This window comes from Bacillus sp. AFS059628, from assembly GCF_002571225.1.
Lineage (GTDB): Bacteria > Bacillota > Bacilli > Bacillales > Bacillaceae_G > Bacillus_A.
Genome location: NZ_NVEC01000036.1, coordinates 26,701 through 50,562 on the forward strand (window position 1 = coordinate 26,701; position 23,862 = coordinate 50,562).

Below are 23,862 nucleotides of genomic sequence, written 5' to 3' on the forward strand. Positions count from 1 at the left end.
TTTACTTATAAACATTGATTTAACAGTATTTATTAAGTAACTTTTTGGTTTTTACTAAGTACTTAACGGAGGGGATATCATGAACGTTTATTTAATGAAAACTTTTAGAGAATGGGCAGAACGTTTTATTAATAACGAGAAGCCATTTGTAGCATTAGATGAAAATGGAATTGACCTTGATTATGGAAAGTTAAGTGACACTAAAAAAACGCAATTATTTAAAACATTAGATGAACAAGCAGAGAAAAAACGTCGCTGGGGATTAATACGAACATTCTTTGATCGTTTTCACCATGATGTTGCATTAGGCGATATCATAGTTGTTGGAACTGGCCAAACAACTAAATTTAATGTTTATGCGATTGTCAGGATAACTAGCGATGCGTACTATATAGATTCCCCAGATAGTTGGGATTCCCGCCATCGTCGTGATGTAGAAATATTATGGAGTGGGGAACCATTTTCAGTAGAAGAATGGGGATGGGCACGAAGATTAGAAGTGTTAGACACTCCAGATCGTTTGAAAGAATTCATTGAGGTATATACAAAATTGAAATAGATATCACAGGGCACCTTAGGGTGTCTTTTTTTATGTTATATGTTGTTGCATCACTTTGAACAAAAAGACCTACCATAAAATGATGGTAGGCCTTTTTCTCGCTTTATAGTTAACAGTATGCTTTAAGTAAATACTCTAACGTTATTTCAATCCCAAAACTAGATAAAACATCTTTCCTTTGTAAATATAAATTTTCTATAATTTGTAACCTCTCACTCTTTATCGCATGATGAATTTTCCTGTGACAATTAGGACACAGCGAAACAATATTCCCCGGCACATCAAGGCTCCAGGGGAAATCAAATTGTAAACTCATTGGAATTAAGTGATGCGCTTCAACGAAGTTTTCCCCGGACACATCAGATATAAACGTTTTATGACTAGGATCAATTTCACATACATAATTAGCTTTCTTTAAGGCTTCTTTTGCAATAGCTGCATCCCGCTTCCATCTTTTACCCGCGCCTGCATTCTCTTGAGGTGGTATTGATCGTGGTGTTTGTGGGGTATTAGATGGTACTACCGATTGTATGTCTGATTGATACTGTGTATCTTCTATTTCATCTAGTGTTAGTAAAAAATCGATAAATTGATCCGTGCTCTTCTGACCCATTAGGAATTTTAATTTATTGTACACTCCTAATAATTTTATAAGATCTTCCCTAAGTTCTTCATCACTAGGTAGATCATCTGCGGAGTAATATTTACCGCATACATGTGCAGCTGAATAATTTTTTGCATTATCAGTTTTAGATTTTAAATCAATTTCTTCTAAAGGAAAATCTTCTACAGAATAATCAATTATACTCCGCAGTTTCTCTGCTACCTTTTTCATTTTATCCCTTGGCTTTTTACCTTTATATTTGTTTTGCAGATACGTTGTACCTTGGTTTAATGATAAGTAGACACCTTCCATGTCCTTTCTAAAAAGATAAACTATGTAAAATCCCTTTGTAGCAGTTTCAGTTAAACTACGGTCAAATATGCTTATCCATGGAGTCTCAGTCCAGTTACCTTGTCCTACAGAGGCTTGTACTTTATATCTTTCTATATCTTCCATAAGTACATCTTTGACAAGAATATCAGGTACTTCATTTAATATGTATTTTGCAAAATTATTTTCCGTTGGCTTAAAAGGAATTTTCGACTGTGTTTGATATTCAGTAAGTAATTTATTAAATGCCTCTCTCATAAATTCCCCTCCAAAATTACTAATCTAATATATTAAGTTATATTCTACCATTTATACCTCGAAAAAGTATAATAGACATAACGGATTACTAAGTTCAAAGGAGTGGGATTAATAGAGCATAACAAAGGAGGGGGTCAGCTCTCTTTTTTATTTCCATTCGACAAGATATGACAATATAAAGATAATATGTTTGTTACCATGAGGTGAGAAATCTTACATTTTGAAGGGGAGTTTAAAAGGGTGCAAACAATAACTACTGTATCGAATAAAGAAGAATTAGAGCTTGCAATAAAAAATAAGGTGTCTACTATACTCTGCACAGGAGATATTGCCGAAAAGGTAAACAGATCTTATAAGATGAAAACTGTATCAAAATTCACTTTACCTATATTAGCAGCGGCTATTGCAGGGATACCTTTTACTGTTGGAATGAGTACAACTGCCATTATACCAGTGGCAACTTTAAGCGGATTAGAAATAGCAGCTATTGCAGCAATCATTTATCTAGGCTTCACATTGGTGAAACAAATAATTAGTGAATACGATAAGGTTTCTTTTAAACGAAACCCCAAAACCGGAAAAATAGAAATTGTTATTGAGAGAAAATGGAGAAAAACAAAAGAGGCGTGATTATGCACACCTCTTTTGTTTTTTCACGTACCTTTTCTAGATTAGCGATATCAATATGTTCAAATTTAACAATTTTCTTGTAACGGAATCCTTATTAATAACAGATTATCTTCCTAGTCATTTTTAAGAGAAATAACTCTCAGCAAAGTTTTCCATATAAGACATATCATGTCCAAGATCCAATTCTATAATGTTATTAATTCCTATTACGGTTTTTAGTGTTGTTAGAACCTCTTCTTTAGTATTCGCCCCACTTATATAATCAGTATCACAGGTAATAGAGTTACTAATAATAAAATTGAAGAGACTTTCTTCATGTTTCTGCTGTTTAAGTAACAACTCATCCAGCATTTCTTGGCACTCTATTATTTTATCCTTATCTGTTAAGTCTTCTAATGCCTCTGAGCATTCCTTGATATAATAGCCATAATGTGCAAGTAAACTGTCTTTCTTCCACACAAAAAATTCTTCACATTTAGTCTTTATTGTAATATAGTCATAACCATCTTCTTCAAACTCTATTAACGTTTTTTCAATATGTTCTTCCGTAATTTCTATTTTATCCATTGAACTCCACCTCAACTATAATAATTTTTGGTTTTAACCTCTTCTTACTTTGTAAGTTAATGGTTCTAATTGAAGATTTTGCTCCAAGTCCCCATTAAGTTTATATACTCCCAGTGTTTCTGGATGCATCATAAGCAAATATCCTAAAAGGATAATAGATATCTCTCGCACTATCAAGTAAAATGGTGTTTTTTCTTCCCTTGTTATTTCTACTCCGATATACTTCACTTGCCCATTAAGATTATATGATCGTATATCATACCTGCACCATCGCCTTCCGTTCCCTAGAAGAGATTCTAATAGCCGTTCAACACTTTAATTCAAAAGAATAAAGCCAAACGCTACTTATTAGCGTCTGGCTTTAAAACTAGGAAGCCAAGGCATTTTTCACATGAGAAGCAAAATGGCAGTAAGGGCATTCCAAACCAGTACCAGACGGCGATGCTGGATGGATAAGATTGCTTACCCCACTCCCCCGACAGTTATGCCACCATTGTGATTCTAACCAGAAAGCTTCTTGTGCATTCTTGGTATAAGTAAAAATAAAATATTCATATTCATATAGATGATTGTGTGTAAGTAATCGGCTTCTTAGACAAGTATCCGATCTGCCAACATATCCATAATCAAAACCATTTTTATCATTACCAAGCACATATACACCTGGACAGTCTGCTTTAACAACCTTCCGAATGACTTGAGGGACAAACAATTGAGGCGTTGCTACCAGTTTCATAATTATTTCTCCAACTGATTGATGGCAGTAGCAAGTATTGTACCCCATTGGGACCTTAAGTTGGTAAAAAGCATATCCTCATCGTCGAACATAGACTCTGCTTTACCAAAACTTAAAAGAAGTAACATAAATGCATCACGGTTTCTTTGCTTATCAAGGCCTCGTTGCACAACTTCCTCATTTTCACCCACCTGAAGTTCACCACATAGTGGAACAAATACCTTTTCATAGAACGGATGATTCACGTTAAGCTTGACAATAACCTTGCCAAGAATGTGTTCCGTTTCAAAGAAGATATTCTGCGGATAACTTACTGGCTCAATTTTATAAGGCTTTTGTTTAATTGCCTCTTTCTTTTCTTCACGAGCTTTTTGGGTTTCTTCAGGAGTTTCCCTTGTTACCACAGTCTCTTGTACAATATTGTCAATTTTCTTTTCTGCTTCTTCCTCAGTCATATCAATATTTTTCTTACCCCTTGGAAGAGTATCCGCTGCTTTGGCCATTACGTCCTCTGCTTTGCCAAAATCACCTGTTTCCTTAGCTTTTTCAGCTTCTACACGCTTCCAGTTATTTGTAATTTCTTTTCGTAAACTTTCAATAACAGGAGCTATCACCTGTCTGATCTTGTCACGAAGAGAAGGAACTGGCTCAGCACCGCGTTTGATGTATCTCACATGAAAATACTCATCTAATTCCGCAGGGAATGAAATCTCGCATCCCCAAAAACGGTCTCTAAAATCATACGAAGCTTGCCCACGTACCCCCAAAATATAAGGAACCTTAGCATAAAGAACTTCACGATCAGCTCTAAGGATTGAAATACCTTCATTATCAGGAATCTTTCTCTTTTTAGCAAAATCAACACGGCCGTCACCTTGACTTTTCCGCCATTCTTTTGGGAGTAAGGACATTTTTATTTTAATTTCGGCAGTCTCTCCATTTTCCGAGTTAGGAATTGGTAGGATAATTGTATCTTCACCCTTCAATTCAGCTTTTAGGTCTACACCATCTTTTGTATCAAAGACGGTTGGCCCCATCATATATAACGGATCATGGAGATACACTTTAGAATCGTTAAGAAAGAACTCAACTCCACTGAAAATATACTTTCTAAAAGTTCTACCAATGAAGGTCGTTAATCCCGCGATGTGTTGGGAGGCTTCAATTCCTTGTTCTTTAATCATGTCATATTGTAATCGGTCGCAATCCTCTAAGATAACGATAGTACCAGAAGAATCTGATAGATGCTCTGCATATGTTGCAGGGGGCTCTTTTTCAATTGGATGAGGAATTTCCATCTGCTCCTCATCACGAATTTCATTTAGGTCAATATAGGTATATAAAAAAGGAGAATTTTTGCTGGTTCTCGTATAAACTTCAATTCTCCGAGCAACGGAAATCCCCCCAAGTGTTAACCCAACACCAAATTTTCCAATTCCTTTTTTTCCACCAGCCGGAACAGAGCGTTCAGTCCAACCTAAAACCAGACATTTAGCTAAGAGATCTTCTGTCATTCCTGTACCATCATCTGTGATTGCGACTTGCTTAATAACATCAATTGCTTTTTTCTTTGTAGCAAACTTTTTATTTTCAGTCTCGATATCAATCCAAATCTTGCTTGACTTTGCTTCCACACCATTGTCAATGATCTCACCAATTCCGCTATCGAAACTGTATTCTGCATAGCGTAGTGATTCAAATAAATTCGAGGCCTTAATCAATGGCTGCTCGACGTTCAAATTACCTTTTCCTACTGTTACTTTGTTTTTCATGGGATATTCCCTCCAATAATTTTTTCGAGTCTGTTTTCAATTACCAAAACAAAAAAGACCTGCTGTCAGCAGGTCTCATTAAAAGTCAAATTATGGTAACAGAAAATCAGAAATTCGTGCCAATATAATATAAGACAAAAAATCCCTAGTCTTATAGCATTTAAAACCATTATTGAAAGAAACATACTAATGGTATGTAAGCAACGATTACACTGAACATTCTGTTCCCACGGACTTTGCCATGAGACCCTTCAGACTCGCTAATTACATCTTAAGTGAAAGGCCCAAGATTTGTAAAGGAATATTTTTATATTTTTAGTAAATTTCGAATTAAAAAACCAATACTATTTTGTTTAAAACTCCCGCCTCCCTTTAAGTTCAGTCATTTTGTTCAACCTTAATTTTAAAGAAATATTTTTTCTACGCCCCTCTTTAATTCTCAAATTGGTAATGGTCTTTGTCTTTTTGTTGTGATTGATTGATGAGGCACTCCATAAAAACACTATCAGTTTTATTTACTTCCACTAATGCATCACCAAAGTTCCTTAAAGTGCTGTTTTTTTATTGTAATTCGACAAAATATGACAATATACAAATAATTTGTTTGCTACCATGAGATGAGAAATCTTACATTTTAGATACTAGGAGGATATATTTTGAAAAATAAACTATTAATCGCACTATCAAGCTGCGCTTTAATCATGGGATTAGCAGCTTGCTCATCTAACGAAACAACAAGTACTTCTAATAACTCTAAAGCTGAAGAGAAAGCACAAAAAGAAGTAGAAAAAGCTCAGAAGGCTGAAGAAAAAGAGAAAGCGAAAAAAGAAAAGGAAGAACAGAAGGAAGCTGAAAAGCAACAAGAAAAAGAAAAGAAAGAGCAAGAAAAAAAGGATAATGAAGAACAGAAGAAACAAGAAGAAAACTCCAAGCCAGCTGCAAATGCAGATAAAGTTACATATGAAAACGAAATTAAGCCTACTATTGATGAAATGATAAAGGAATATGATGAAATTTGGAATCAGGACTGGAGACCTATTTGGGGAGAAGCGAGTAAAGACCCAGAATCTCTAGACAAGAACGCTTTAAAAGAGAAAATGGAGTCAATTACAAATCGATATGATGCACTGTCAAATAAAAATACAGCATTTAAAAGTGGCTCAAAGCTAACTGATCCTGTGTTAAAAGAAAAGATCGAGAAATTTAGAGTGGAGTTTGGACTAGCAACTAACTATAGAAGTAATGCTGGAAGAGCTGTAACTCAAGGTATAAAAGGTTTAGCACCAATGAAAGACAGAATGAATGAAGCTCAAAAATCAGTTAAGCTTTCTGATCAGAAGTTACTTAATGCTGTAGCCAGCTTAACTGAGGTAGAATCAAAATTAGGTGTTAGTCGTAATTAGACACTCGAAAGAGTGCTCTTATTACTTGAAACATTAAATGAAAGGAACAAACTACGTGAATAAAAAAGCTGTATTTCTATTTTTAGGCGCTATTATTAGCATAGTTATTTATATTTTCTTTTATGATATTTTAGAATTTCTAAAAAAATCAGATCCAAAAACCATACCAATTATTAGTTTAATAGGCGGATTCACCGGGGCGTCTATTGGTCAAGTTGTCGGACATTATTTCACACAAAGTCGAGACACAATCAAAGATACAAAAGAAAAATATCAAAATCTTTACTCTCCAATTGCACACAAAATAATATATTACCTAGAGTGTGAACAGGATTATTTCAAAAAAATTCTGATGCCAAGCTATTTAGGAAGATCAACACATTCCACACCCGATCAAGCATTTAAGAATGTTCTAGATATAGTGAATAATAATATGAAATATGCTACACCTGAAATCATTGCAATGTCCGAAGAGCTAAACAGGTTATCCAATAGTAATTGGAACGAAAATCGAAGTAAAAGAATGCAATTATGCGAATCTCTTCTCACTAAATATTTATATCTAAGTAAAAATTTAAACTCCATATTACCAACTACAGAAAAATCAGTTACAGACGCTTTATTTATATGTAAGTTTGATATTTTGTGCAAATCTTGTTATTACTATAAATTACCCGGTCATTTCTTAAATCATGGTGATATAATTAGTTCCGTCAAAAACACAAATGAATTAAACAAACAAATCGATAAAGCAAAAAAACAAATCATTAAATTAAGAGAGAAAAATAAAAAGCATAATGATAAGATGGTAGCATCCTGCTTCGATCCAGGTATTACATGCTTAAAAAACATAATTGAAACTATCTCATCAAATATTGATATTAAGGTTAATTTAATGACAGTTGCTTACAATGACGAAAAAGAGATGAATGATTACATCAGTCAGATGGATGCGCATGGTGTTGTCGGATAAAAAAAGAGTTACGTTTCTCTTTTTCGAGTAAATATAGATTCGAACCGTATTTCTCAATGAACGATATAACTTAATATAGTAAAGTAATATTTGGATGGGAGTCCAATACATATTATTAAAATTAAAGTGGTTCAAGTCGGAAGACACCTTAGGGTGTCTTTTCTTTATGCTACCCTTTCAGAATATTACTTATCTTGAAATATAAGTTCATTATAGTTCCTTTATGTTAAAATTAGGTAAAATAATGCTGCAAAAGGAGCTACAAAATGAAATTCAAATTTATTGCAATAATATTTAGTGTTTTGTTATTAAATGCTTGTTCATCCACTAATAGTAATTCAAATGTTGTTGATGATCATTCACCTACAGAAACAGTAAAAAAATATCATGAAGCTATAATAAAAAAAGATATAAGTACAGCTAAAAAAATTGGTATACATCAAGGGAGTGAATCTAGTAAAACACCTTCTGATGAAGAAGTAAAAAAATATATGGATGATTTTTCAAATGAAATTGATAAATTGGGCGGTTTAGAGAAAATTAAGTTTAAAGAAATAGAGAAAAAAGATATTAAAGAAGAAAACATCAAAAGTTTTGATGAAAAATATGATAAAAATTGGTCAATGGTAATGGTGAACTATAGGGAATTCATTGACAAACTTAAACCAAATGAAGCAAAAACAGGATCTGGATTAGTATATTATTTTCTAAGTAAGGTAGATGGCGAATATTATATCGTTAATAATACAGGTGGAAATATATCCGCTGTGGTTAAAGAGGGACGAGAAAGTAAATATGTTAAAAACAAAAAAGACTAGAATTTACTAGTCTTTTTTGTTTATTCATTTAAAATCCCTCTAATATATCGCGGATATTATTAAATTTATTGGTACTTTAATGGATCTTTCTTATCATATGTACCATTTTCCTTATCTTCTTTTATTTTTTCTTCTCTTTCTTTCTGATGTTCTTCATAAGTTTGACCTTCATTTTCTATTGTAGAATCATCTTTATTATCTGGTAAAACACCTTCAATGTATATATTAGTTAAAGGTGTTTCTTCAGCCTTTTCTTCCATAAAATTATATTTATAAACATAACCATTTTCATCTAAGGCATAGTATCCAGTAGTAACCATTCTTCCTTTATTGTTATCTTTCTTGAACGCATAAACTAGTTTGTTATCAGGCGTTGTGCTTTCAGATTTCTCTAATTCATATTCCTCATGTTTTGCGTTTTTAGGCATGAGATACTCTTTTAATGACATTTCTAATTCTGCAACACTTAAACGTCCTTCTGCATTTGATTTAGGAGCTATAAAGGTTTTATCTGTTAATTGTTTTTTCAGCTTTTCTTTATCAGTATTTGGTGACGTTTTTTGTTCAGTTTCCTTATTAATCTCTGTACTATCGGTATTATTTTGTTTTTCATCTGTTTTAGATTCTAAATCTGCATTTTTTTGTTTTAAATCTTCATTTTCTTTTTTTAATGATTCTAGTTCTTCTTTCGTATTTTGTGATTCATTATTCGATTTAGTACTAGTATTTTGTTGTTCGCTAGCTTTACTTGAAGAATTATCACAAGCTTGTAACAGTAGTATTGACGCCGTAATCATTGATATAACTATACCTTTTTTCATAAAATCCCCTCTTCTTCTATTCATTTCCACTATATACCTTATAATGTATAACTGTCTTCGTCAAACTATCTTAATATAATCTCTAACATCTATTACTAAAATTACGGTAGTTCAAGTCGGAGGAAGGCACCTTAGGGGGTCTTTTCTTTATGCATAAAAAAGCCTTATCTCCCTATAAAAAGATAAGACCTTTATATACTACCTATTATCCGATCCATCAGTTTCATAACACATTTAGCTTCTCCAAAAAGACCACCAGTGTCCTATTCTCCACCATAATACGCATACTTCCCAGGTAAACCATTATCTCGTATACTTGGATATGATTTTAGTTTATATTCATAAACCTAAACCATAACAATATAACCAGATTACCATGATTAGAATTCCCATAACAGTAACTAATAGGAGTTTACCATCCGGACCTGTAATAACTTCTTTTAGATTTTCTTTTGCTTGTTGTTTCTTTTCTCCACTTGAAAAGAGATAAATAATGAAATAAGTAACCACTAAGAAGAATGAGAATATTATATCTATCATTACTTATGTACCTCCTAATATATATGTACCTTTAATTATCCAGTAATTTTCTTGCACCTTGTATCAGCCTGAGTAACTGGAATGCTTAGTTCAATAAAAACCAAATGATAAAAATTACTCCTATAACTGCTAAAGTTCCAAAAAAACCTACCAACATTTTTCCCTCAGGACCATTAATAAGCTCTTTTAAAACTTCTTTTGCTATTCGCTGACCTTTACCACTTAAAGTTATTGAAAGAATAAAGAATATTACCACTAATACAAATGAAAAAATTATTAGTTCCATGACTTGTATACCTCCCTAATATATGTTCGTTATTAATTAACCAATAATTTCCTTATACATTATACCAACTAGGGTACATGGAAGTATAACAAATTATTTTTATAATTTAATTTATTAATAGGGATGGCATTTATACAGGATAGCTCAAGTTGGAGGAAGGCACCTTTGGGTGTCTTTTCTTTATGCATAAAAAAGCCTTATCTTCCTATAAAAAGATAAGGCCTTTATATACTACCTATTATCCGATTCATCGGTTTTATTATAAACACATTTAGCTTCTCCAAAAAGACCGCCGGTGTCCCATTCGCCACCATAATGAGCACACTTCAAAGGGGTACGATCGTTTCTCATACTTGGATTTGAAGGTGGTTCATTGCCATTATTTACAATACTACCAACAATAAATATCCCTCCGATTACAAATACCACAGCAACGATTAAGAGTGTTTTCCCATTAGGACCGGTAACAATGTCATTTACAACTTCTTTTACTTCTTGCTGAGTTTCACCTTTTGAAAATAATGAAAGAATAATAGAGATTATAAATATGAAAAATAACCCTATTATAAATACCATGAATTATGTACCTCCCTAATATATGTTAGCTATTAATTAACCAATAATTTCCTTATACATTATATCAGCTAGGGTAAACAGAAGTATAACAAATTATTTTTATAGTTTAATGTATTAATCGGGGCGGCATTTATACAGGATAGTTTAAGTCGGAGGGAGGCGCCTTAGGGTGTCTTTTTTATTTTTTTCGACAAAATATGACAATTAGTAAATGATTCATTTGCTAATATAAGATGAGAAATCTTACATTTTGCAAATTGCATTCCAGAAAAACAACAAGAATTGAGGAAAACTATGAAAAGAATCATTTTGACTATTATCACTGCAATGTTTATTTTATCCGGTTGTGGTGGACCAGAACATACTACTGAGAATTTGAATAGTATTGTCTCCGAAATATCAAAGGATAAAGAAATTAAGAATTATCTAAAGTCCGTAATATATAAAGAACTAGAAAATACAGATCCAAATGCTGAAAATCCATATTATTCTTATGACATCGTGGCTTCCCTTAACGATTCATTTGATAAATTACAACCTAAAGAACAATATGAATACTTAGTATCCATAGGTAAACTCATTGAAAAACAAGGTGGAAAACCACAAGGTAAAGATGGTGCGGGAGATCTGTACTGTGGACAAGGCATTTCATGCGAAGTGTTTAGTATTGTATTGAAAACAGAGCAACACGAATATTACGCATCTTATAGCTACCTTCATTCAGTTGGAGATGAGCTGCACTTAGATGATAAAGATAAAAGTTATATTGAAAGTAATATTATTTACGATGCAAGTGCTAAAGATGGAATACCTGTTAAACCCGTCAAAACTGAAACCAGTACTACACCACCTTCAACTGACACTTCCTCTTCAGCTAATGAAGAAGTAGAAAAGATTAAGAATGCTACTGGTAGGGATTGGGTTGATTTATCATTTGATGATAAATTTATATATGTTCAAACAGTTATTGAATCGATGAAGTCTGCAGGTAGATCAGTAACGGCCGACGCATATTGGTTTATTGATGCATTAAACGCCTACTATGGAGGCGGAAAAGACGCTAGTGCATCAGATAAAATAATTGATATTATGGCAATGTCCGGAGTTTCTGGTGGCGTAATCAAGTAAATTAAAGTGGTTCAAATCGGAAGGCACCTTTAGGTGTCTTTTCTTTTGTACATTATATCTATTACATGCTCATTGATTTTTTATGTACGTTTGATATAATTATTGTAATAGTATTACAGTAATACCTTGTGTATATAATAAAAAGAAGAGATGCGCTAACATCTCTTCAAGTAACTGCTACCGCAAGGTGGTCGGTTGCTTAAACTTATTTTTTGCGTTTAGAACCGCCCTTTCGCTTGCCGGCATTTGGGGCGGTTCTTTTATTTCGTTTACTGCTAATCTTCTTCGCCAGCTCATTCGCATAAGCTGTTGCAAATACTGTAAGGAATACCTTAGCAGCGTCATACAATAAATTAAATAAAGAATCCATTCGGTCACCTCCTTTCTCTCTAGAATCAGAGAAAGGATAGCAACCTCCCGCCCTCACAATATACAGTTACATACAGTCTATCACACAATTTTATTAGAGGAAATATCATTGGAATAATCTCAAATTACATCGAGCTAAAAATAGAATATAGATTTTTTCACTTTTACGATACATTTATGAAACATTCACATGTTACGTTATATAAGTCCTTTTTGGATCATATTCATTCTGTCAAAAGGCCCTAGTCCCCTCTAGGGTTTTTTACGTTTAAATAAAGAAGTGTACTGTATTTCTCAATGCACAACATTACTTAACATGATAAAATAATATTTGGATTGGCGTCCAATACATATTGTTAAAATTAAAGTGGTTCAAGTCGGAGGAAGGCACCTTAGGGTGTCTTTTTTTATGATTTTACACAGATAAAAAGCCCCTTTAGGGGTAGTACTAACAAAACGCGAATTCTGTACGTTAAGGTTAAATCCCTTGATATAACAATGTTTTCGTTATAAGTATCAAAAACGAACGTTTATGGGATTATGTTTCCTCAACTAACGTATGCAGCTTAGTTACGAAATAATATAGTATAATCTGGTAATATGTAATTATAAAATTAAAATCCTGTTATAAGAAAAATAAGAGTATTAATAAATTAAAGATGTAATGGGGGGAACAATATGAGCCGAAAATCAGAACCTACAAAATTAGATATATTTAAAGTCGATACTCATGAGGGTGAGATAGTTGAACGTAATAGTTCAACTATTAGTCCTACTGCCAGTAATAGGTCAATCGGAAAAGAAGTTGCAGCTACAGTAGTAATAGAAATTATTAAAGAAGCAGCACCAGTTGTCATAGAAAAGATAAAAGGAAGAATCGATGATGATCGAGATGAAATAAAGAAAATTAGAGAGGATAGAAGGGCAATTCTGCAAAGGGACTTCAATAACTTAATAAAAAATATTGAAAAAGAAGAAGCTAAGGAAGATTACAATCAAGAAAGAATTGATAAATGGTATGAACGGATAGATAAGATAAAACAAGAGCTTAATGATATGGAAGAAAAGGCAGATGGTTTTGCAAAAGGATTGTTAAAATCATTCAAAGGATTTGTATCATCGAGATTAGGAAGCAAATAAACAGTATAAATAAAAAGGACAGTATATTACTCGTGACAGAGTATTTATACTGTCTTTTTTATTAGAAGTAGATTCTTTAACGTACAGGAAATCGACTTTTTAGGTTGAATCTAGCTTAGGGTTAGGGTACAAAATTTCCGAAATGTTGGTTGTACCCCCTTTATAAAGAGGCTTTTTATTATAAATAGATTTTATTAATTAATACCATCCTTCAAAATAACCTGTCCATGTGCCATCCGATTCTTGCCATGCGTCTTTCAAGTACCACGTGATACCATATAGTACAGTTTTGCTCGGTATAGAATTTCTTGAAAAATAACCTGTTAAAGTTATACTTTTCTTATCCGCTGCCATAGTAACCTTTTCCGTCTTTGCGCTGTCAGTATTAGGTGTTGCAGCCATCGCTCCACCTGCACCAGATAACATGATTCCAGTTGCTAATGCTCCAACTACTAATTTCTTGAACATAATAAATCCCCCTTAAATATTTTTTATAACTTGCATCTTAAATGTATCACTTTTGTGATTTCTGTAAATATTTTGAATTTGTAGAAATATTTATTTAAATTTTATCAATATTTGTAATGCATTTTATCAAATGGAAAATAGAGGGATTTATTGTGGTATGTAATAATGCATGTTCATTTAGAAAAAAATCGTGATAAAATCTAAGCACCTGTTCTATTTTTTCAGTTAAAATGGAAACCTTACTTCTTATTTACCACAACAAGAGAAGACACCTTAGGGTGTCTTTTTTTGTACATAAAAAAACTCACCATCCTACACAAATGGCGAGATCCTTATATATTATTTAATATCTTGTTTTCTCTAATGCTTTTCTTCTTAGTTAAAAATTTATTTGCATCATAAACCAATAACCAAAAATTATTACAGCCAGTCCCATAGCAGCACCTAATAGTATTTGTCCATCAGTATCAGTCCAAAATTCTTTTAAATCTGCTTTTGCCTTTTTCCTATTTTCGCCTGTTGAAAATAGATAACGAATAGAATATATAACTAGTAAAAAGAATGACGTGATTATATCTATCATTACTTATGTACCTCCCTAATGCGTGCTATTAATTTCCTTATACGTTTTAAACTAAGATATCTGAAATCATAATGTTAATAAATATATCCCCCCGATTAAAAGTGCCGCAGCAAAGACTAATATTATTATTCCATCAGGACTATTAAGAATTTCTTTTATATGTTTTTTGCTATTTGCTTAGTTTCTCCACTTGAAAAGAGATAAACAATGGAATGGAGAATTAGTAAGAAAAACGCCGTAACTACCTCTATCATGGTTTATGTACCTCCTAATATATATGTACCTTTAATTAACCAATAATTTCCTTATAGGCCCAATACCAGCGTAGCTAAGTTTAGGGGCAAAGTAGCTTATTTTGTAACAAAAATGAAGGATTAATCTTACAAAATTGATTAGTAAGATTAATCCTTCATTTGGACTAAGAAAACTCGTTGTTATCATGCATATAGTTGTTTTACCAGAGTAACATGGTCCAGGTAATCTAAAACGTTAACCACTACTATTTTGGAGTATTTTGTATTAATATCACTTTTCGGGGGATGGGCAAATATTCTTCTTAATAATTTGAGTCATCATTTATCCAACAAACCAATATAAGCGATCTATATAATAAAATTATTATTTATTAAAAAACATTTGCTATAACAACAATAGAGTTATGTAATGAGTGAATCAAAAAAACAATCCAAAAAGCAGATATAGTAACTTCAACTTTTTCATTCTTTTTTTGATATAACCAATAAGCGTAGTTATATAATACTCCAATTATTGCTGTAGCGACTATATAAGTAATACCCTCTGAATGACTTAATCCGAATATAATTGATGCTATTAAAATGATAAGATAATCACGATCTTTAATAAGAGGAATACAACTTAATACCCAAAATAAAAATACCTGAAAAATTACTGTTTCATATACAGGTGCCGCAAATACTCCTACTAAAATCTGTATAATAGCGGGGTCTTCCTTTATCGGATGTTGTTTTATCGCTGGTAAAAATAAATCTAATGGTATCACAAGTAAAAATGATCCCAATACTATAAGTAATACAAACCAAATTATAGGTAAATCAAGCATAAATCTATTCAATTTCGCTAACATATAAGTATTCACTCTCGCTTTTATCAAATTCTACTAATTGGAAGTCAAATCTAATCTTCTCAATATAAATTTCCATATAGGTTCTTCTCCTATCACGACAGAAGCTCTACCTATCATCCCTGTATGCAATTCATATAATTCTTTAGTATCAATTGTCCCCTCTAATTCATATACATAAGTTTTTGAATCTTTATCAAAAATTGGATGTGCTGATAAATATATTACTTTTCCTATTTGCTTATCCGTCTTTTTCAACTTAAATGAATACTGGATTCTATCTCCCTTTTTTATCCCTTTTATATCTTGAGCTGACAACAAAATTCTCACCTTTTTTTCATCTTCTTTTGGAATAATTGATACTACCTCTCGACCCGATTCAATCAAATCACCTTGCTGTATAATAGAAGGGAATTGTACAATACCATCCCTTTTCGCTTTTATAGTTGTCGTTTCATTTTGGTTGTGTAATCCATCTAAATCTTGTTTTTTTACAAATATTTCTTGTTCTAAAGATTGAATTCGTTGATTAACTGAGATAATAGCATTCTCTTTATATTGATTTAAATTATCTTTCTTTTGTTCTTGTTTACCTTTCCTAACAATATCAACCTTTTTTCTTTCATTCTCTAAATTTCCCTTTCTCTGTTCAATTCGCTTTTCAATACTACTTTGTTGAAATTTTAGAGAATCTTCTTTATCATCTAATGATTGTTTTTGTTCTTCTAATAAATTCTCTCTCTTTCTTTGTTTACCAATAGATTCTATTTCTCTTTGAATATTTTCTTTTTCTGCATTTAATTCTTGTAGAATTTCATCTTGTTCATTTGATAATTTACTATTCTCTATTACCTCTATTTCATTTTCTTTTTCATTTTGCAAAGATTGATATCCCTGTTCATAGGTTTTATATTCTTCCCTAATTTTTATATCTACCTCATTAGAAAAGGAAAATTGATGAGATTGAATACTCTTCTTTAATTGTTCCAACATCCTCTTTTTTTCTTCCAAATATTGTACGGCTTGACCCGTTTGATTTTGTCTATTAGTTAACTCTTGATTCTTTAATTGAATCAAAGTATCTCCCTTTTTTACCTCATCTCCAGATTTAACCACAACATTATCTACAATACCTGCAATTTCAGTTCTAGATACACTTATATCTGTTTTACCCTGTATTATTGCAGTTCCTTTACTAACAACATCAAATTTCCCAATATATGCCCAAATCATAAAACCTATTAAACTTAAAAAAAGCAAAGATAATAATAAAGCAATAAACCGAGGTGGTTTTTTTTCTAATAGCTCCACACTATCTGTTAATTGATCAAAAGAATAGATTTTACTCATATTGATCACCCCTCATTGCATAAAATTGTTGTTCTATATGCTCTACATGAACTGTTTGATTCTTCCAAAGACGATAATATTCACCTTTTTTAAATAATAATTCTACATGTGAACCCTCTTCTATAATATTACCCTTTTCCATTACAAAAATTTGATTTGCATGTTCAATTGTACTTAAACGATGAGCAATCATAATTACTGTTATTCCTTGTAAACCTAATTCTTTTAACATATCTGTAATATGTTTTTCAGTTGTAGAATCTAAATTACTTGTTGCTTCATCTAAAATCAATATATCTGGTTTTTTCAATAAGGCTCTCGCAATTGCTAAACGTTGTCTTTGTCCACCTGATAAATTCGAAGCATTTTCCTCCAGAGGGGTTTCATAACGCAAAGGTAAATCACTAATAAAATCATGAACACAAGCCTGTTTACATACTTGAATAATTTCTTCTAATGAAACAGAGTTGTTAAGTCCAAATCTTAAATTATCATAAATAGATCCACTAAAGAAAAAAGATTCTTGTGATACATACGCAATTCGTTCTCTCAATGCTGTTCGATTTATCTCTTTAATATGATAATCATCATAATATATTTCACCTTGTTGCGGTTCATAGTAGGACATTAATAATTTTGAAATTGTTGTTTTACCTGAACCACTTTCCCCTACAAAAGCTACTTGACTACCTGGTTCAATAGAAAAACTTATATTATTTAAAACATTCTTACGTGTTCCATAGCGAAATGTAATATTCGAACACTTAATTTTCCCAGATAAATACTTTGGAAAAACTTTATTATGTTCTTTTTCATCTTTTTCTATATCCAAATCAAATATTTCATTTAATCTTTCCCCTGCAACCAATGCAGATTGCATAGTAGGTTGAATTCCTATTAAATTTTCAATAGGGTTTAGAAAATATGCCAAAAGTGCATTATATGTAATCAATTCACCTATTGTCATATTACCCTTTAATACTTGCATAGCACCCACCCAAAGAATAATTGTACCACCAATCAATTCAATTCCTGTCTTAATAGAACCCTGTAAATTCAATAACATTCCTTTTTTAAATATATATCTAAGTAAATTAATAAATCGACTTTCTGTTTGATAAAACACTTCTTTTTCAGCGTTATAAGATTTTACAGTTGCAATCCCATTTAAAGACTCTATTAAATACGATGTTAACTTTGCATTACTTTCCATTTCCTTACGATTAATACGTTGATATGGTCTATGAAATACAAATATAATTCCTATATAAAATGGAATTAATAATAATGTAATTCCAAATAACATTGGACTATGTGCATATAATAAAATTGCACCTAATAAAACCATTACAGTATCAATCATTAATGTAATAGTTACATTTGATAAAGCATCACGTATTTTACCAGCATCCATAAATCTTGAAATAATTTCACCTACTTTTCTGGTCTCAAAAAAATTCATAGGTAAATTAATTACATGACGATAATATTCAAGTACTAATTGAACATCAATCCTTCGACTCAAATATAAAATTAAATGTGTTCTAAAATAAGAAAGTAAAACTTTAAAAATATACAAAACAATAACTCCAACAGAAATAATATGAAGTGACTGTATTAACTGATTAACTACAATATCATCTATTAAAAATTTAAAATAAAACGCTCCCAATAATCCAAATAAATTTAAGAAAATGGATGCTAAAAATATAGGAAAAAGCAAAGACTTTTGTGTTTTTAGTAATACTAAAAAACGTGATAATGTTCCTACATCCTTATTTCCCCTTTGAAAATTTTGACTAGGAACTAATAATACTAATATTCCAGTCCAAATTTTGCAAAAATCATCTTTCGAATATACCACTAACCCTTCAGCCGGATCAGCTACATATATTTTTTGCTTTTTTATTTTATAAACCACTACATAATGAAGTAATCCTCCTGGCATAACAACATGTGCAATTGCTGGTAAAGGAATTTCATTTAATGCCTCTGAATCAGTTGCTTTAACACCTTTTACCTCAAAACCTAATTTTTCACCAGATTCAATTAATCCTTGTACATTTGTCCCTTCTAAATCTGTTCCAGCAATTTCTCTAATTTTTGATATAGCTACAGAAAGACCATAATAACGGGAAACCATTGAAAGACAAGCTGGCCCACAATCTTTTAAATCCTGTTGTTTGACACAAATAAATTTTCTTTTCAAGTTATATCCTACTCTCTTATTCCTATATAAAATTTAATAAATAAATTATATAATTATAAAATTTCCAATTTGAAAAATATGCAAAATTGCATATCAAATTCAATATATTAGGATATATAATTATTATTGTTATTAATTTCAAAAAATTGATGCATTTTTCTACACATTACAATTAGGAGGAAATATCATGAAACTAAACACAGCAAAATTACAAGAAATGAACAAAGAGGAAATTGAAAAAGTAAATGGTGGAGTAAGTCCTTTTGATATGTATACAATTGGATCAGAACTTTGGAAACTTGCTAAGGACTATGGAAAAGGACCAGGTCCATCAATGGAAATGCAATACAAACATGGCATGCCAGGCGGTAAATGGTAATAATAATTAAAAATATCCCTATCAATTTATATAATTGATAGGGGTATTTTATAAATTAGAACATATAAAAAATCTATATAATAAGGGGAATTTTAATCATGGAACTAAAAAAAACAAAATTAAAAAATCTTAATAAAAAAGAAATAGAAAAAACTAATGGCGGAGCTATAAATGTTAACAAATGGATACGTGAACAATTCGAATCATACACAAAAGGACCAGGTCCATCAATGGAAATGCAATATAAACATGGTATGCCAGGCGGTAAATGGTAATAATCCCTCCATCAATCATATAACTTTAAGAAAAAATACTAATATATGGCCTTTGTGTAGCAATGGAACAGGATAACGCAACAAGCATTAGCGGACATCAGAAATGATAAAAATGCACTTTTTATATGAAAATCGTTTAGATTTAGATACATTTTCATTCTTATGAAACAGAAAAGTTCAGTTTTGTAAAAAGATCAAAAGCATATTTTACTGGTAATGTCCTATAAGTATCATTAGCGGACATCAAGTTAATAAAAGTAGCTATTTTATGTCCACTAATATACGAAATAACCCTTAAAATGAATGTCCGCTAATACTTATTGCGTGATTTGGTTCCGTTGCTACACATACCCCTATATTAAAAGGAGAAATAAAAATGAATAAAAACAAATATACTCTACTTTCAAAAAAAGAATTATTAAACACGAATGGTGGTAAAACAACATTTGTAACAACTTCAACTAATGCATCTTATTATCCTATAAAATGGGGTAAAGAACTTGGACAATGGATTGGATCAAAAATCAAATAATAAAAAGACAGCAATAAATCAGCTGTCTTTTCTTTCTTAGGTATCATCTATGTATTATAAAATATATAAAATGAAATAAGATACCGATAGTATCAAAATAAAAAACCTAAAATCGAAGTTCTTTTTCTCATTCTCCAAAGTAAACTTTTGAATATTAGTTTACTTTCATATCCTTTTAAACATTACTTTTCCACTGAATCCCTAATATCCCCAACTTATACAACAAAAATATACATTCAAATTACAATAAATAAAGAAGATTTTCTGGACAAATGTCTCTTAACGTACAGGAAACACTTGAAATGTGTCCAAATTGTGTTTAAACGTACAATTTTCCCGAAATGATATGGTAACCCCTATTAAGTTTCGACACCAGAATCACAATATTTATACGTCATTCGATTTGATTTAGGAGAAATATTCTCAAACCCTAATTTACGATAAAATGAAACTAATTCATCTTGATTTAGCGCATTTCCTAGTTTGTATACAGAAGTACAAGCAGTTAAATGTAATTCTGAAAATCCCTGAGATTCCCCCCACTCTATTGCTTTTTTCATCATATATGTAGCAAATCCTTGATTTCTGTATTCCTCAATTACACCAAGCCTTCCTATCTTTGCCTTACCATCACTAATTGATCCAAATTCTAGTTCTCCAATAATTTCAGCAAAACTTTCATCTCTAAGATCAGATCCTAAATCAAACATCCATTGCTCAGCAGGGCGATTTAGCTTATAAATATAGATTGCAGTAATACGAATGTCATCCAATAAATCAATGATGATATAATTATTAGTATCTTTTAACAAAATACAAGGATATTCCTTACAACTTATATTACTTCTTCTTTGTTGTACATCTCTTTTTTTATAAAAAGAAAGTTCTCTCTTTAACTCATCTAATTCTCTCTGTAACTCATTTAATTTAGTTTTACGACAAAACATCAATGTTTTCTCCCTTTTATAAATTAAAATTCAAGTTAAATTTCACGTACTATATCCGTTGTGTAAAACCTAATTCCGCAATAAGGCCTATTCTACCATGCATCCCCTTATCCTCTAACCAAGTAAGTTGTAAATCCTTTATTTATTCCTCTATCTTAGTGAGTCATCCCCCCAGGTCTTAAACAATCTCATTTTTTTCATCTTTTCTTCGCAATTAAGCTTGACTGAAGGTCTTGAGGGTTTTTATCATGTGGGAATGATTATGGAACACGGCTGGAAGGCAGATTTATCCCCTACTTTGAAAGACTACAAAAAAAGTAATCGATCAAAATAGATGGATAAGCGTCTTGGTTTTCGCCATGCGGTCACTTATAAGGTATCCGTATGTATAGACCCTGTTCACTCAGCGATTTTCACCGCATACATCCTTTTTCTATGGCTTGTCCTTGTAATATCGTCCCTACACGACAAGCTGAATGTACTCCCTAGCACCGTAATGCTAACGATAACCACCCGAACCTTTTAGAGAATCGTCCCTGGGCAAGTTCTCGCCCACCCTCACCAGAAGAACAGGATTCTAATGAGGGGTGCTGTTTTTGTAGGCGCATACTCTGTACCCCCTGCACGACCAACAGCTAGCCACGCACGTAACACGTTCCCTCTATATAGAAGCACAGAATTACGGCTTATCAGTTTTTATTTACGTGGTTTCAGGCAATTCCACGCGAACCAAAACAAAAAGGCATCCCAAATTCCTAAATGGCCTGTACGATCACAAGACTTCTAGGATTAGAGATGCCCGTTATATATCTTTTGGAATATAAATTAATCAAAACTAGTATTTACTAGTTGATATTTATCCAAACAATAGATAAAATGGGTATATCAAAGAAGCCTCGTGAAAAGGCATAGTTGTTTAAGGTTAGTGGTGGTACACTTCTTAAACGTTAACACTGTCGGTTAATACAGTTTTTTCTAGTCAAGTGGTGGTACACTTGCTAGAGCAAGTCATTCCCGCTAAAGGTTGGTAGCCAATAGCATATGGGAGTGGCTTTTTGTTTTGTGTTCATATTCAATTGTCTTTAATCTATCTCGTTCGATCTTCATGATCTTCGTTTATGTAAAATATCAAATTGTGTTTTGTTTTGTAGAATGTTGCTTGTTGTTTATTACGTTACAACAAGCTTTTTTGTTTGTAAACAGCGAAATGACAACTTAAAACTACGCGTAAGTGGAAATGTATACCTACGAAAAAGTGTAAAAGTATACTTTTCTACCATACTTTTAAATTTGGTATACTGTTTCTAACTTACGCATAAGTAGAAATGTATACTTAGAACCTCATATTTAAAATTGATCCCTTCTTTAAAATTGCAATTAACCCTTTATTAACGGTATATATAGACAAGACTCCTAAACTACGCATAAGTGGAAATGTATACTTTTACACCTTTAAAATCGCCTATTCTATAACCTACGTAAAAGTAGAAAAGTAGAAAAGTATACTAAAAAATCTTACGCTTAAGTATACTTTTCTACTCTTTCGATAAATTTGTTGAAAAATATAAACTTTTCTCCGGTATACTATTGCGAATATTGTATGTAGATGTTACATTTTACTCGAAGGTATACTTATTCGGAGTTTTATGGAGGAATGTCGAAAATGACTAGACAAGCAACTACATACGTAATCGGTAACTTTAAAGGCGGAGTTGGAAAAACAAAAACAGCTACAATGTTAGCTTATGAAGCAGCTACTGTATTTAACGAGAAATGTCTTTTAGTGGATATGGACCCTCAGGGTAATGCTACAAGAGTACTTGCTAAAACAGGTGACATTGAACAAATAGACAGGTCTATTACTGATGGATTTCTAAATCAAAATTTAGAGAATGAGATTATCCCAGTTATCGAGAATTTGGATATCATTCCATCTAATACTTCATTTAGAAAGCTTTCGAAAATCCTCTTCGATATGTTCCCAGAGGATGAAGTTGCACAAATTACATATTTAAAGAAGTTACTAGAACCATTAAAAGATAAATATGATCGCATCTACATTGATGTACCACCAACAATCAGTGACTACTCAGATAACGCTATGATAGCAGCTGATTATTGTATCATCGTTCTACAAACACAAGAGTTATCTTTAGAAGGTGCTCAAACATACATCGCTTATATGCAGTTCTTAGCAGAAACATATGATGCAGACCTACAAGTTCTAGGTATTATTCCAATGATGTTACACCAGGGAAAACGAGTGGATAATAAAGTATTACAACAAGCTCAGGAAATGTATGGCGGAAACGTTCTAGATACAATTGTGAGATATCAAGAACGCCTAAAAGTATATGATATTGAAGGGATTCATAAAAACGTTAACGTTAGCGGTAATATTGATATGTGGGATGAAAAAGCACATCAGCTATTCATCGATGTTCTTAGCGAACTTAATGAGCATGAAAACTATTTCGCTACTATTAACGCTTAAGGAGGAAGTTCAT

The 23,862-nt window shown here is 31.9% G+C and carries 26 protein-coding genes and 1 pseudogene; 11 read left to right on the forward strand and 16 right to left on the reverse strand.

What is annotated here, in order from left to right; genetic code table 11:
* The first annotated feature begins 79 nt into the window (after nucleotides 1–79).
* A complete protein-coding gene (locus tag COL05_RS12895; protein WP_098668889.1) occupies nucleotides 80–559 on the forward strand; it encodes a hypothetical protein in 480 nt (159 codons plus the stop codon).
* Between the two features lie 109 nt (nucleotides 560–668).
* On the opposite strand, the gene COL05_RS12900 is transcribed toward COL05_RS12895, so the two are convergent.
* A complete protein-coding gene (locus COL05_RS12900; protein WP_098668890.1) occupies nucleotides 669–1,751 on the reverse strand; it encodes an MrcB family domain-containing protein in 1,083 nt (360 codons plus the stop codon).
* A gap of 240 nt (nucleotides 1,752–1,991) precedes the next feature.
* On the opposite strand from COL05_RS12900, the gene COL05_RS12905 reads away from it, so the two are divergent.
* Nucleotides 1,992–2,381 (forward strand): hypothetical protein, encoded by a 390-nt coding sequence (locus tag COL05_RS12905; RefSeq protein WP_098668891.1) that lies wholly within the window; start codon nucleotides 1,992–1,994, stop codon nucleotides 2,379–2,381.
* Between the two features lie 123 nt (nucleotides 2,382–2,504).
* Here the strand turns inward: COL05_RS12905 and COL05_RS12910 are convergent, their stop codons facing one another.
* The 3 genes from COL05_RS12910 to COL05_RS12920 form a co-directional block, all read right to left on the reverse strand.
* Nucleotides 2,505–2,948, reverse strand: coding sequence for a hypothetical protein (locus COL05_RS12910; RefSeq protein WP_098668892.1), 444 nt, complete (start codon nucleotides 2,946–2,948; stop codon nucleotides 2,505–2,507).
* 367 nt (nucleotides 2,949–3,315) lie between these two features.
* Entirely contained in the window at nucleotides 3,316–3,684 is a 369-nt protein-coding gene (locus tag COL05_RS12915) for a hypothetical protein (RefSeq protein WP_098668893.1), read from the reverse strand.
* Nucleotides 3,685–3,686: 2 nt separating this feature from the next.
* Nucleotides 3,687–5,456 (reverse strand): ATP-binding protein, encoded by a 1,770-nt coding sequence (locus COL05_RS12920; RefSeq protein ID WP_098668894.1) that lies wholly within the window; start codon nucleotides 5,454–5,456, stop codon nucleotides 3,687–3,689.
* 656 nt (nucleotides 5,457–6,112) lie between these two features.
* Between COL05_RS12920 and COL05_RS12925 the strand changes: the two genes are divergently transcribed.
* From COL05_RS12925 to COL05_RS12935, 3 genes are all read left to right on the forward strand, one after another.
* Entirely contained in the window at nucleotides 6,113–6,859 is a 747-nt protein-coding gene (locus COL05_RS12925) for a ribonuclease (protein WP_373605320.1), read from the forward strand.
* A 55-nt stretch (nucleotides 6,860–6,914) separates the two neighbouring features.
* On the forward strand, nucleotides 6,915–7,832 hold the full coding sequence (locus COL05_RS12930; RefSeq protein ID WP_098254246.1) for a hypothetical protein: 918 nt from the start codon (nucleotides 6,915–6,917) through the stop codon (nucleotides 7,830–7,832).
* 266 nt (nucleotides 7,833–8,098) lie between these two features.
* The gene (locus tag COL05_RS12935) at nucleotides 8,099–8,650 is read left to right on the forward strand and encodes a hypothetical protein (protein ID WP_098668895.1); all 552 of its coding nucleotides are present in this window, start codon (nucleotides 8,099–8,101) and stop codon (nucleotides 8,648–8,650) included.
* A gap of 65 nt (nucleotides 8,651–8,715) precedes the next feature.
* On the opposite strand, the gene COL05_RS12940 is transcribed toward COL05_RS12935, so the two are convergent.
* The 4 genes from COL05_RS12940 to COL05_RS12955 all read right to left on the reverse strand — a co-directional run bounded on the left by COL05_RS12940 (nucleotide 8,716) and on the right by COL05_RS12955 (nucleotide 10,873).
* Nucleotides 8,716–9,471, reverse strand: coding sequence for a hypothetical protein (locus tag COL05_RS12940; RefSeq protein ID WP_257152567.1), 756 nt, complete (start codon nucleotides 9,469–9,471; stop codon nucleotides 8,716–8,718).
* 339 nt (nucleotides 9,472–9,810) lie between these two features.
* A complete protein-coding gene (locus tag COL05_RS12945) occupies nucleotides 9,811–10,011 on the reverse strand; it encodes a hypothetical protein (protein WP_098668896.1) in 201 nt (66 codons plus the stop codon).
* Nucleotides 10,012–10,096: 85 nt separating this feature from the next.
* Nucleotides 10,097–10,297, reverse strand: coding sequence for a hypothetical protein (locus COL05_RS12950; protein ID WP_000420155.1), 201 nt, complete (start codon nucleotides 10,295–10,297; stop codon nucleotides 10,097–10,099).
* Nucleotides 10,298–10,528: 231 nt separating this feature from the next.
* Nucleotides 10,529–10,873: a hypothetical protein gene (locus COL05_RS12955; protein WP_098668897.1), complete on the reverse strand. Its 345-nt coding sequence runs from the start codon at nucleotides 10,871–10,873 to the stop codon at nucleotides 10,529–10,531.
* A gap of 294 nt (nucleotides 10,874–11,167) precedes the next feature.
* On the opposite strand from COL05_RS12955, the gene COL05_RS12960 reads away from it, so the two are divergent.
* Nucleotides 11,168–12,001 (forward strand): membrane lipoprotein lipid attachment site-containing protein, encoded by an 834-nt coding sequence (locus COL05_RS12960; protein WP_098668898.1) that lies wholly within the window; start codon nucleotides 11,168–11,170, stop codon nucleotides 11,999–12,001.
* A 205-nt stretch (nucleotides 12,002–12,206) separates the two neighbouring features.
* On the opposite strand, the gene COL05_RS31330 is transcribed toward COL05_RS12960, so the two are convergent.
* Complete coding sequence (locus COL05_RS31330) at nucleotides 12,207–12,371, reverse strand: hypothetical protein (protein WP_000377658.1); 165 nt, start codon at nucleotides 12,369–12,371, stop codon at nucleotides 12,207–12,209.
* A 677-nt stretch (nucleotides 12,372–13,048) separates the two neighbouring features.
* On the opposite strand from COL05_RS31330, the gene COL05_RS12965 reads away from it, so the two are divergent.
* Nucleotides 13,049–13,510, forward strand: coding sequence for a coiled-coil domain-containing protein (locus COL05_RS12965; protein ID WP_098668899.1), 462 nt, complete (start codon nucleotides 13,049–13,051; stop codon nucleotides 13,508–13,510).
* Nucleotides 13,511–13,708: 198 nt separating this feature from the next.
* Here the strand turns inward: COL05_RS12965 and COL05_RS12970 are convergent, their stop codons facing one another.
* The 6 genes and pseudogenes from COL05_RS12970 to COL05_RS12995 form a co-directional block, all read right to left on the reverse strand.
* Entirely contained in the window at nucleotides 13,709–13,978 is a 270-nt protein-coding gene (locus COL05_RS12970; protein ID WP_098668900.1) for an LCI fold-containing protein, read from the reverse strand.
* 379 nt (nucleotides 13,979–14,357) lie between these two features.
* Complete coding sequence (locus COL05_RS12975; protein WP_098668901.1) at nucleotides 14,358–14,561, reverse strand: hypothetical protein; 204 nt, start codon at nucleotides 14,559–14,561, stop codon at nucleotides 14,358–14,360.
* Between the two features lie 66 nt (nucleotides 14,562–14,627).
* Nucleotides 14,628–14,815: pseudogene (locus COL05_RS31860) on the reverse strand (hypothetical protein).
* Between the two features lie 371 nt (nucleotides 14,816–15,186).
* Nucleotides 15,187–15,666, reverse strand: coding sequence for a CPBP family glutamic-type intramembrane protease (locus tag COL05_RS12985; protein WP_098320399.1), 480 nt, complete (start codon nucleotides 15,664–15,666; stop codon nucleotides 15,187–15,189).
* 33 nt (nucleotides 15,667–15,699) lie between these two features.
* Entirely contained in the window at nucleotides 15,700–17,013 is a 1,314-nt protein-coding gene (locus tag COL05_RS12990; RefSeq protein ID WP_098668902.1) for a putative HlyD family type I secretion protein, read from the reverse strand.
* Nucleotides 17,006–19,222 (reverse strand): peptidase domain-containing ABC transporter, encoded by a 2,217-nt coding sequence (locus COL05_RS12995; RefSeq protein WP_098668903.1) that lies wholly within the window; start codon nucleotides 19,220–19,222, stop codon nucleotides 17,006–17,008. The genes COL05_RS12990 and COL05_RS12995 overlap by 8 nt, the downstream gene beginning before the upstream one ends.
* 187 nt (nucleotides 19,223–19,409) lie before the next feature.
* On the opposite strand from COL05_RS12995, the gene COL05_RS13000 reads away from it, so the two are divergent.
* From COL05_RS13000 to COL05_RS31340, 3 genes are all read left to right on the forward strand, one after another.
* On the forward strand, nucleotides 19,410–19,601 hold the full coding sequence (locus COL05_RS13000; RefSeq protein WP_072193171.1) for a hypothetical protein: 192 nt from the start codon (nucleotides 19,410–19,412) through the stop codon (nucleotides 19,599–19,601).
* Between the two features lie 98 nt (nucleotides 19,602–19,699).
* Nucleotides 19,700–19,876 (forward strand): hypothetical protein, encoded by a 177-nt coding sequence (locus tag COL05_RS31335; protein WP_000421056.1) that lies wholly within the window; start codon nucleotides 19,700–19,702, stop codon nucleotides 19,874–19,876.
* A 376-nt stretch (nucleotides 19,877–20,252) separates the two neighbouring features.
* A complete protein-coding gene (locus COL05_RS31340; RefSeq protein WP_180233450.1) occupies nucleotides 20,253–20,408 on the forward strand; it encodes a hypothetical protein in 156 nt (51 codons plus the stop codon).
* A 359-nt stretch (nucleotides 20,409–20,767) separates the two neighbouring features.
* Here the strand turns inward: COL05_RS31340 and COL05_RS13005 are convergent, their stop codons facing one another.
* A complete protein-coding gene (locus COL05_RS13005; protein ID WP_098668904.1) occupies nucleotides 20,768–21,355 on the reverse strand; it encodes a GNAT family N-acetyltransferase in 588 nt (195 codons plus the stop codon).
* Between the two features lie 1,663 nt (nucleotides 21,356–23,018).
* Here COL05_RS13005 and COL05_RS13010 point away from each other — a divergent pair.
* Nucleotides 23,019–23,849 (forward strand): ParA family protein, encoded by an 831-nt coding sequence (locus COL05_RS13010; RefSeq protein WP_098668905.1) that lies wholly within the window; start codon nucleotides 23,019–23,021, stop codon nucleotides 23,847–23,849.
* Nucleotides 23,850–23,862: the final 13 nt, after the last annotated feature.

Coding starts and splice junctions, on each gene's coding strand:
- COL05_RS12895 (WP_098668889.1), top strand. CDS start 80: ATGAACGTTTATTTAATGAAAACTTTTAGAGAATGGGCAGAACGTTTT.
- COL05_RS12900 (WP_098668890.1), bottom strand. CDS start 1,751: ATGAGAGAGGCATTTAATAAATTACTTACTGAATATCAAACACAGTCG.
- COL05_RS12910 (WP_098668892.1), bottom strand. CDS start 2,948: ATGGATAAAATAGAAATTACGGAAGAACATATTGAAAAAACGTTAATA.
- COL05_RS12915 (WP_098668893.1), bottom strand. CDS start 3,684: ATGAAACTGGTAGCAACGCCTCAATTGTTTGTCCCTCAAGTCATTCGG.
- COL05_RS12920 (WP_098668894.1), bottom strand. CDS start 5,456: ATGAAAAACAAAGTAACAGTAGGAAAAGGTAATTTGAACGTCGAGCAG.
- COL05_RS12935 (WP_098668895.1), top strand. CDS start 8,099: ATGAAATTCAAATTTATTGCAATAATATTTAGTGTTTTGTTATTAAAT.
- COL05_RS12940 (WP_257152567.1), bottom strand. CDS start 9,471: ATGAAAAAAGGTATAGTTATATCAATGATTACGGCGTCAATACTACTG.
- COL05_RS12945 (WP_098668896.1), bottom strand. CDS start 10,011: ATGATAGATATAATATTCTCATTCTTCTTAGTGGTTACTTATTTCATT.
- COL05_RS12950 (WP_000420155.1), bottom strand. CDS start 10,297: ATGGAACTAATAATTTTTTCATTTGTATTAGTGGTAATATTCTTTATT.
- COL05_RS12955 (WP_098668897.1), bottom strand. CDS start 10,873: ATGGTATTTATAATAGGGTTATTTTTCATATTTATAATCTCTATTATT.
- COL05_RS12960 (WP_098668898.1), top strand. CDS start 11,168: ATGAAAAGAATCATTTTGACTATTATCACTGCAATGTTTATTTTATCC.
- COL05_RS31330 (WP_000377658.1), bottom strand. CDS start 12,371: ATGGATTCTTTATTTAATTTATTGTATGACGCTGCTAAGGTATTCCTT.
- COL05_RS12965 (WP_098668899.1), top strand. CDS start 13,049: ATGAGCCGAAAATCAGAACCTACAAAATTAGATATATTTAAAGTCGAT.
- COL05_RS12970 (WP_098668900.1), bottom strand. CDS start 13,978: ATGTTCAAGAAATTAGTAGTTGGAGCATTAGCAACTGGAATCATGTTA.
- COL05_RS12975 (WP_098668901.1), bottom strand. CDS start 14,561: ATGATAGATATAATCACGTCATTCTTTTTACTAGTTATATATTCTATT.
- COL05_RS12985 (WP_098320399.1), bottom strand. CDS start 15,666: ATGTTAGCGAAATTGAATAGATTTATGCTTGATTTACCTATAATTTGG.
- COL05_RS12990 (WP_098668902.1), bottom strand. CDS start 17,013: ATGAGTAAAATCTATTCTTTTGATCAATTAACAGATAGTGTGGAGCTA.
- COL05_RS13000 (WP_072193171.1), top strand. CDS start 19,410: ATGAAACTAAACACAGCAAAATTACAAGAAATGAACAAAGAGGAAATT.
- COL05_RS31335 (WP_000421056.1), top strand. CDS start 19,700: ATGGAACTAAAAAAAACAAAATTAAAAAATCTTAATAAAAAAGAAATA.
- COL05_RS31340 (WP_180233450.1), top strand. CDS start 20,253: ATGAATAAAAACAAATATACTCTACTTTCAAAAAAAGAATTATTAAAC.
- COL05_RS13005 (WP_098668904.1), bottom strand. CDS start 21,355: ATGTTTTGTCGTAAAACTAAATTAAATGAGTTACAGAGAGAATTAGAT.
- COL05_RS13010 (WP_098668905.1), top strand. CDS start 23,019: ATGACTAGACAAGCAACTACATACGTAATCGGTAACTTTAAAGGCGGA.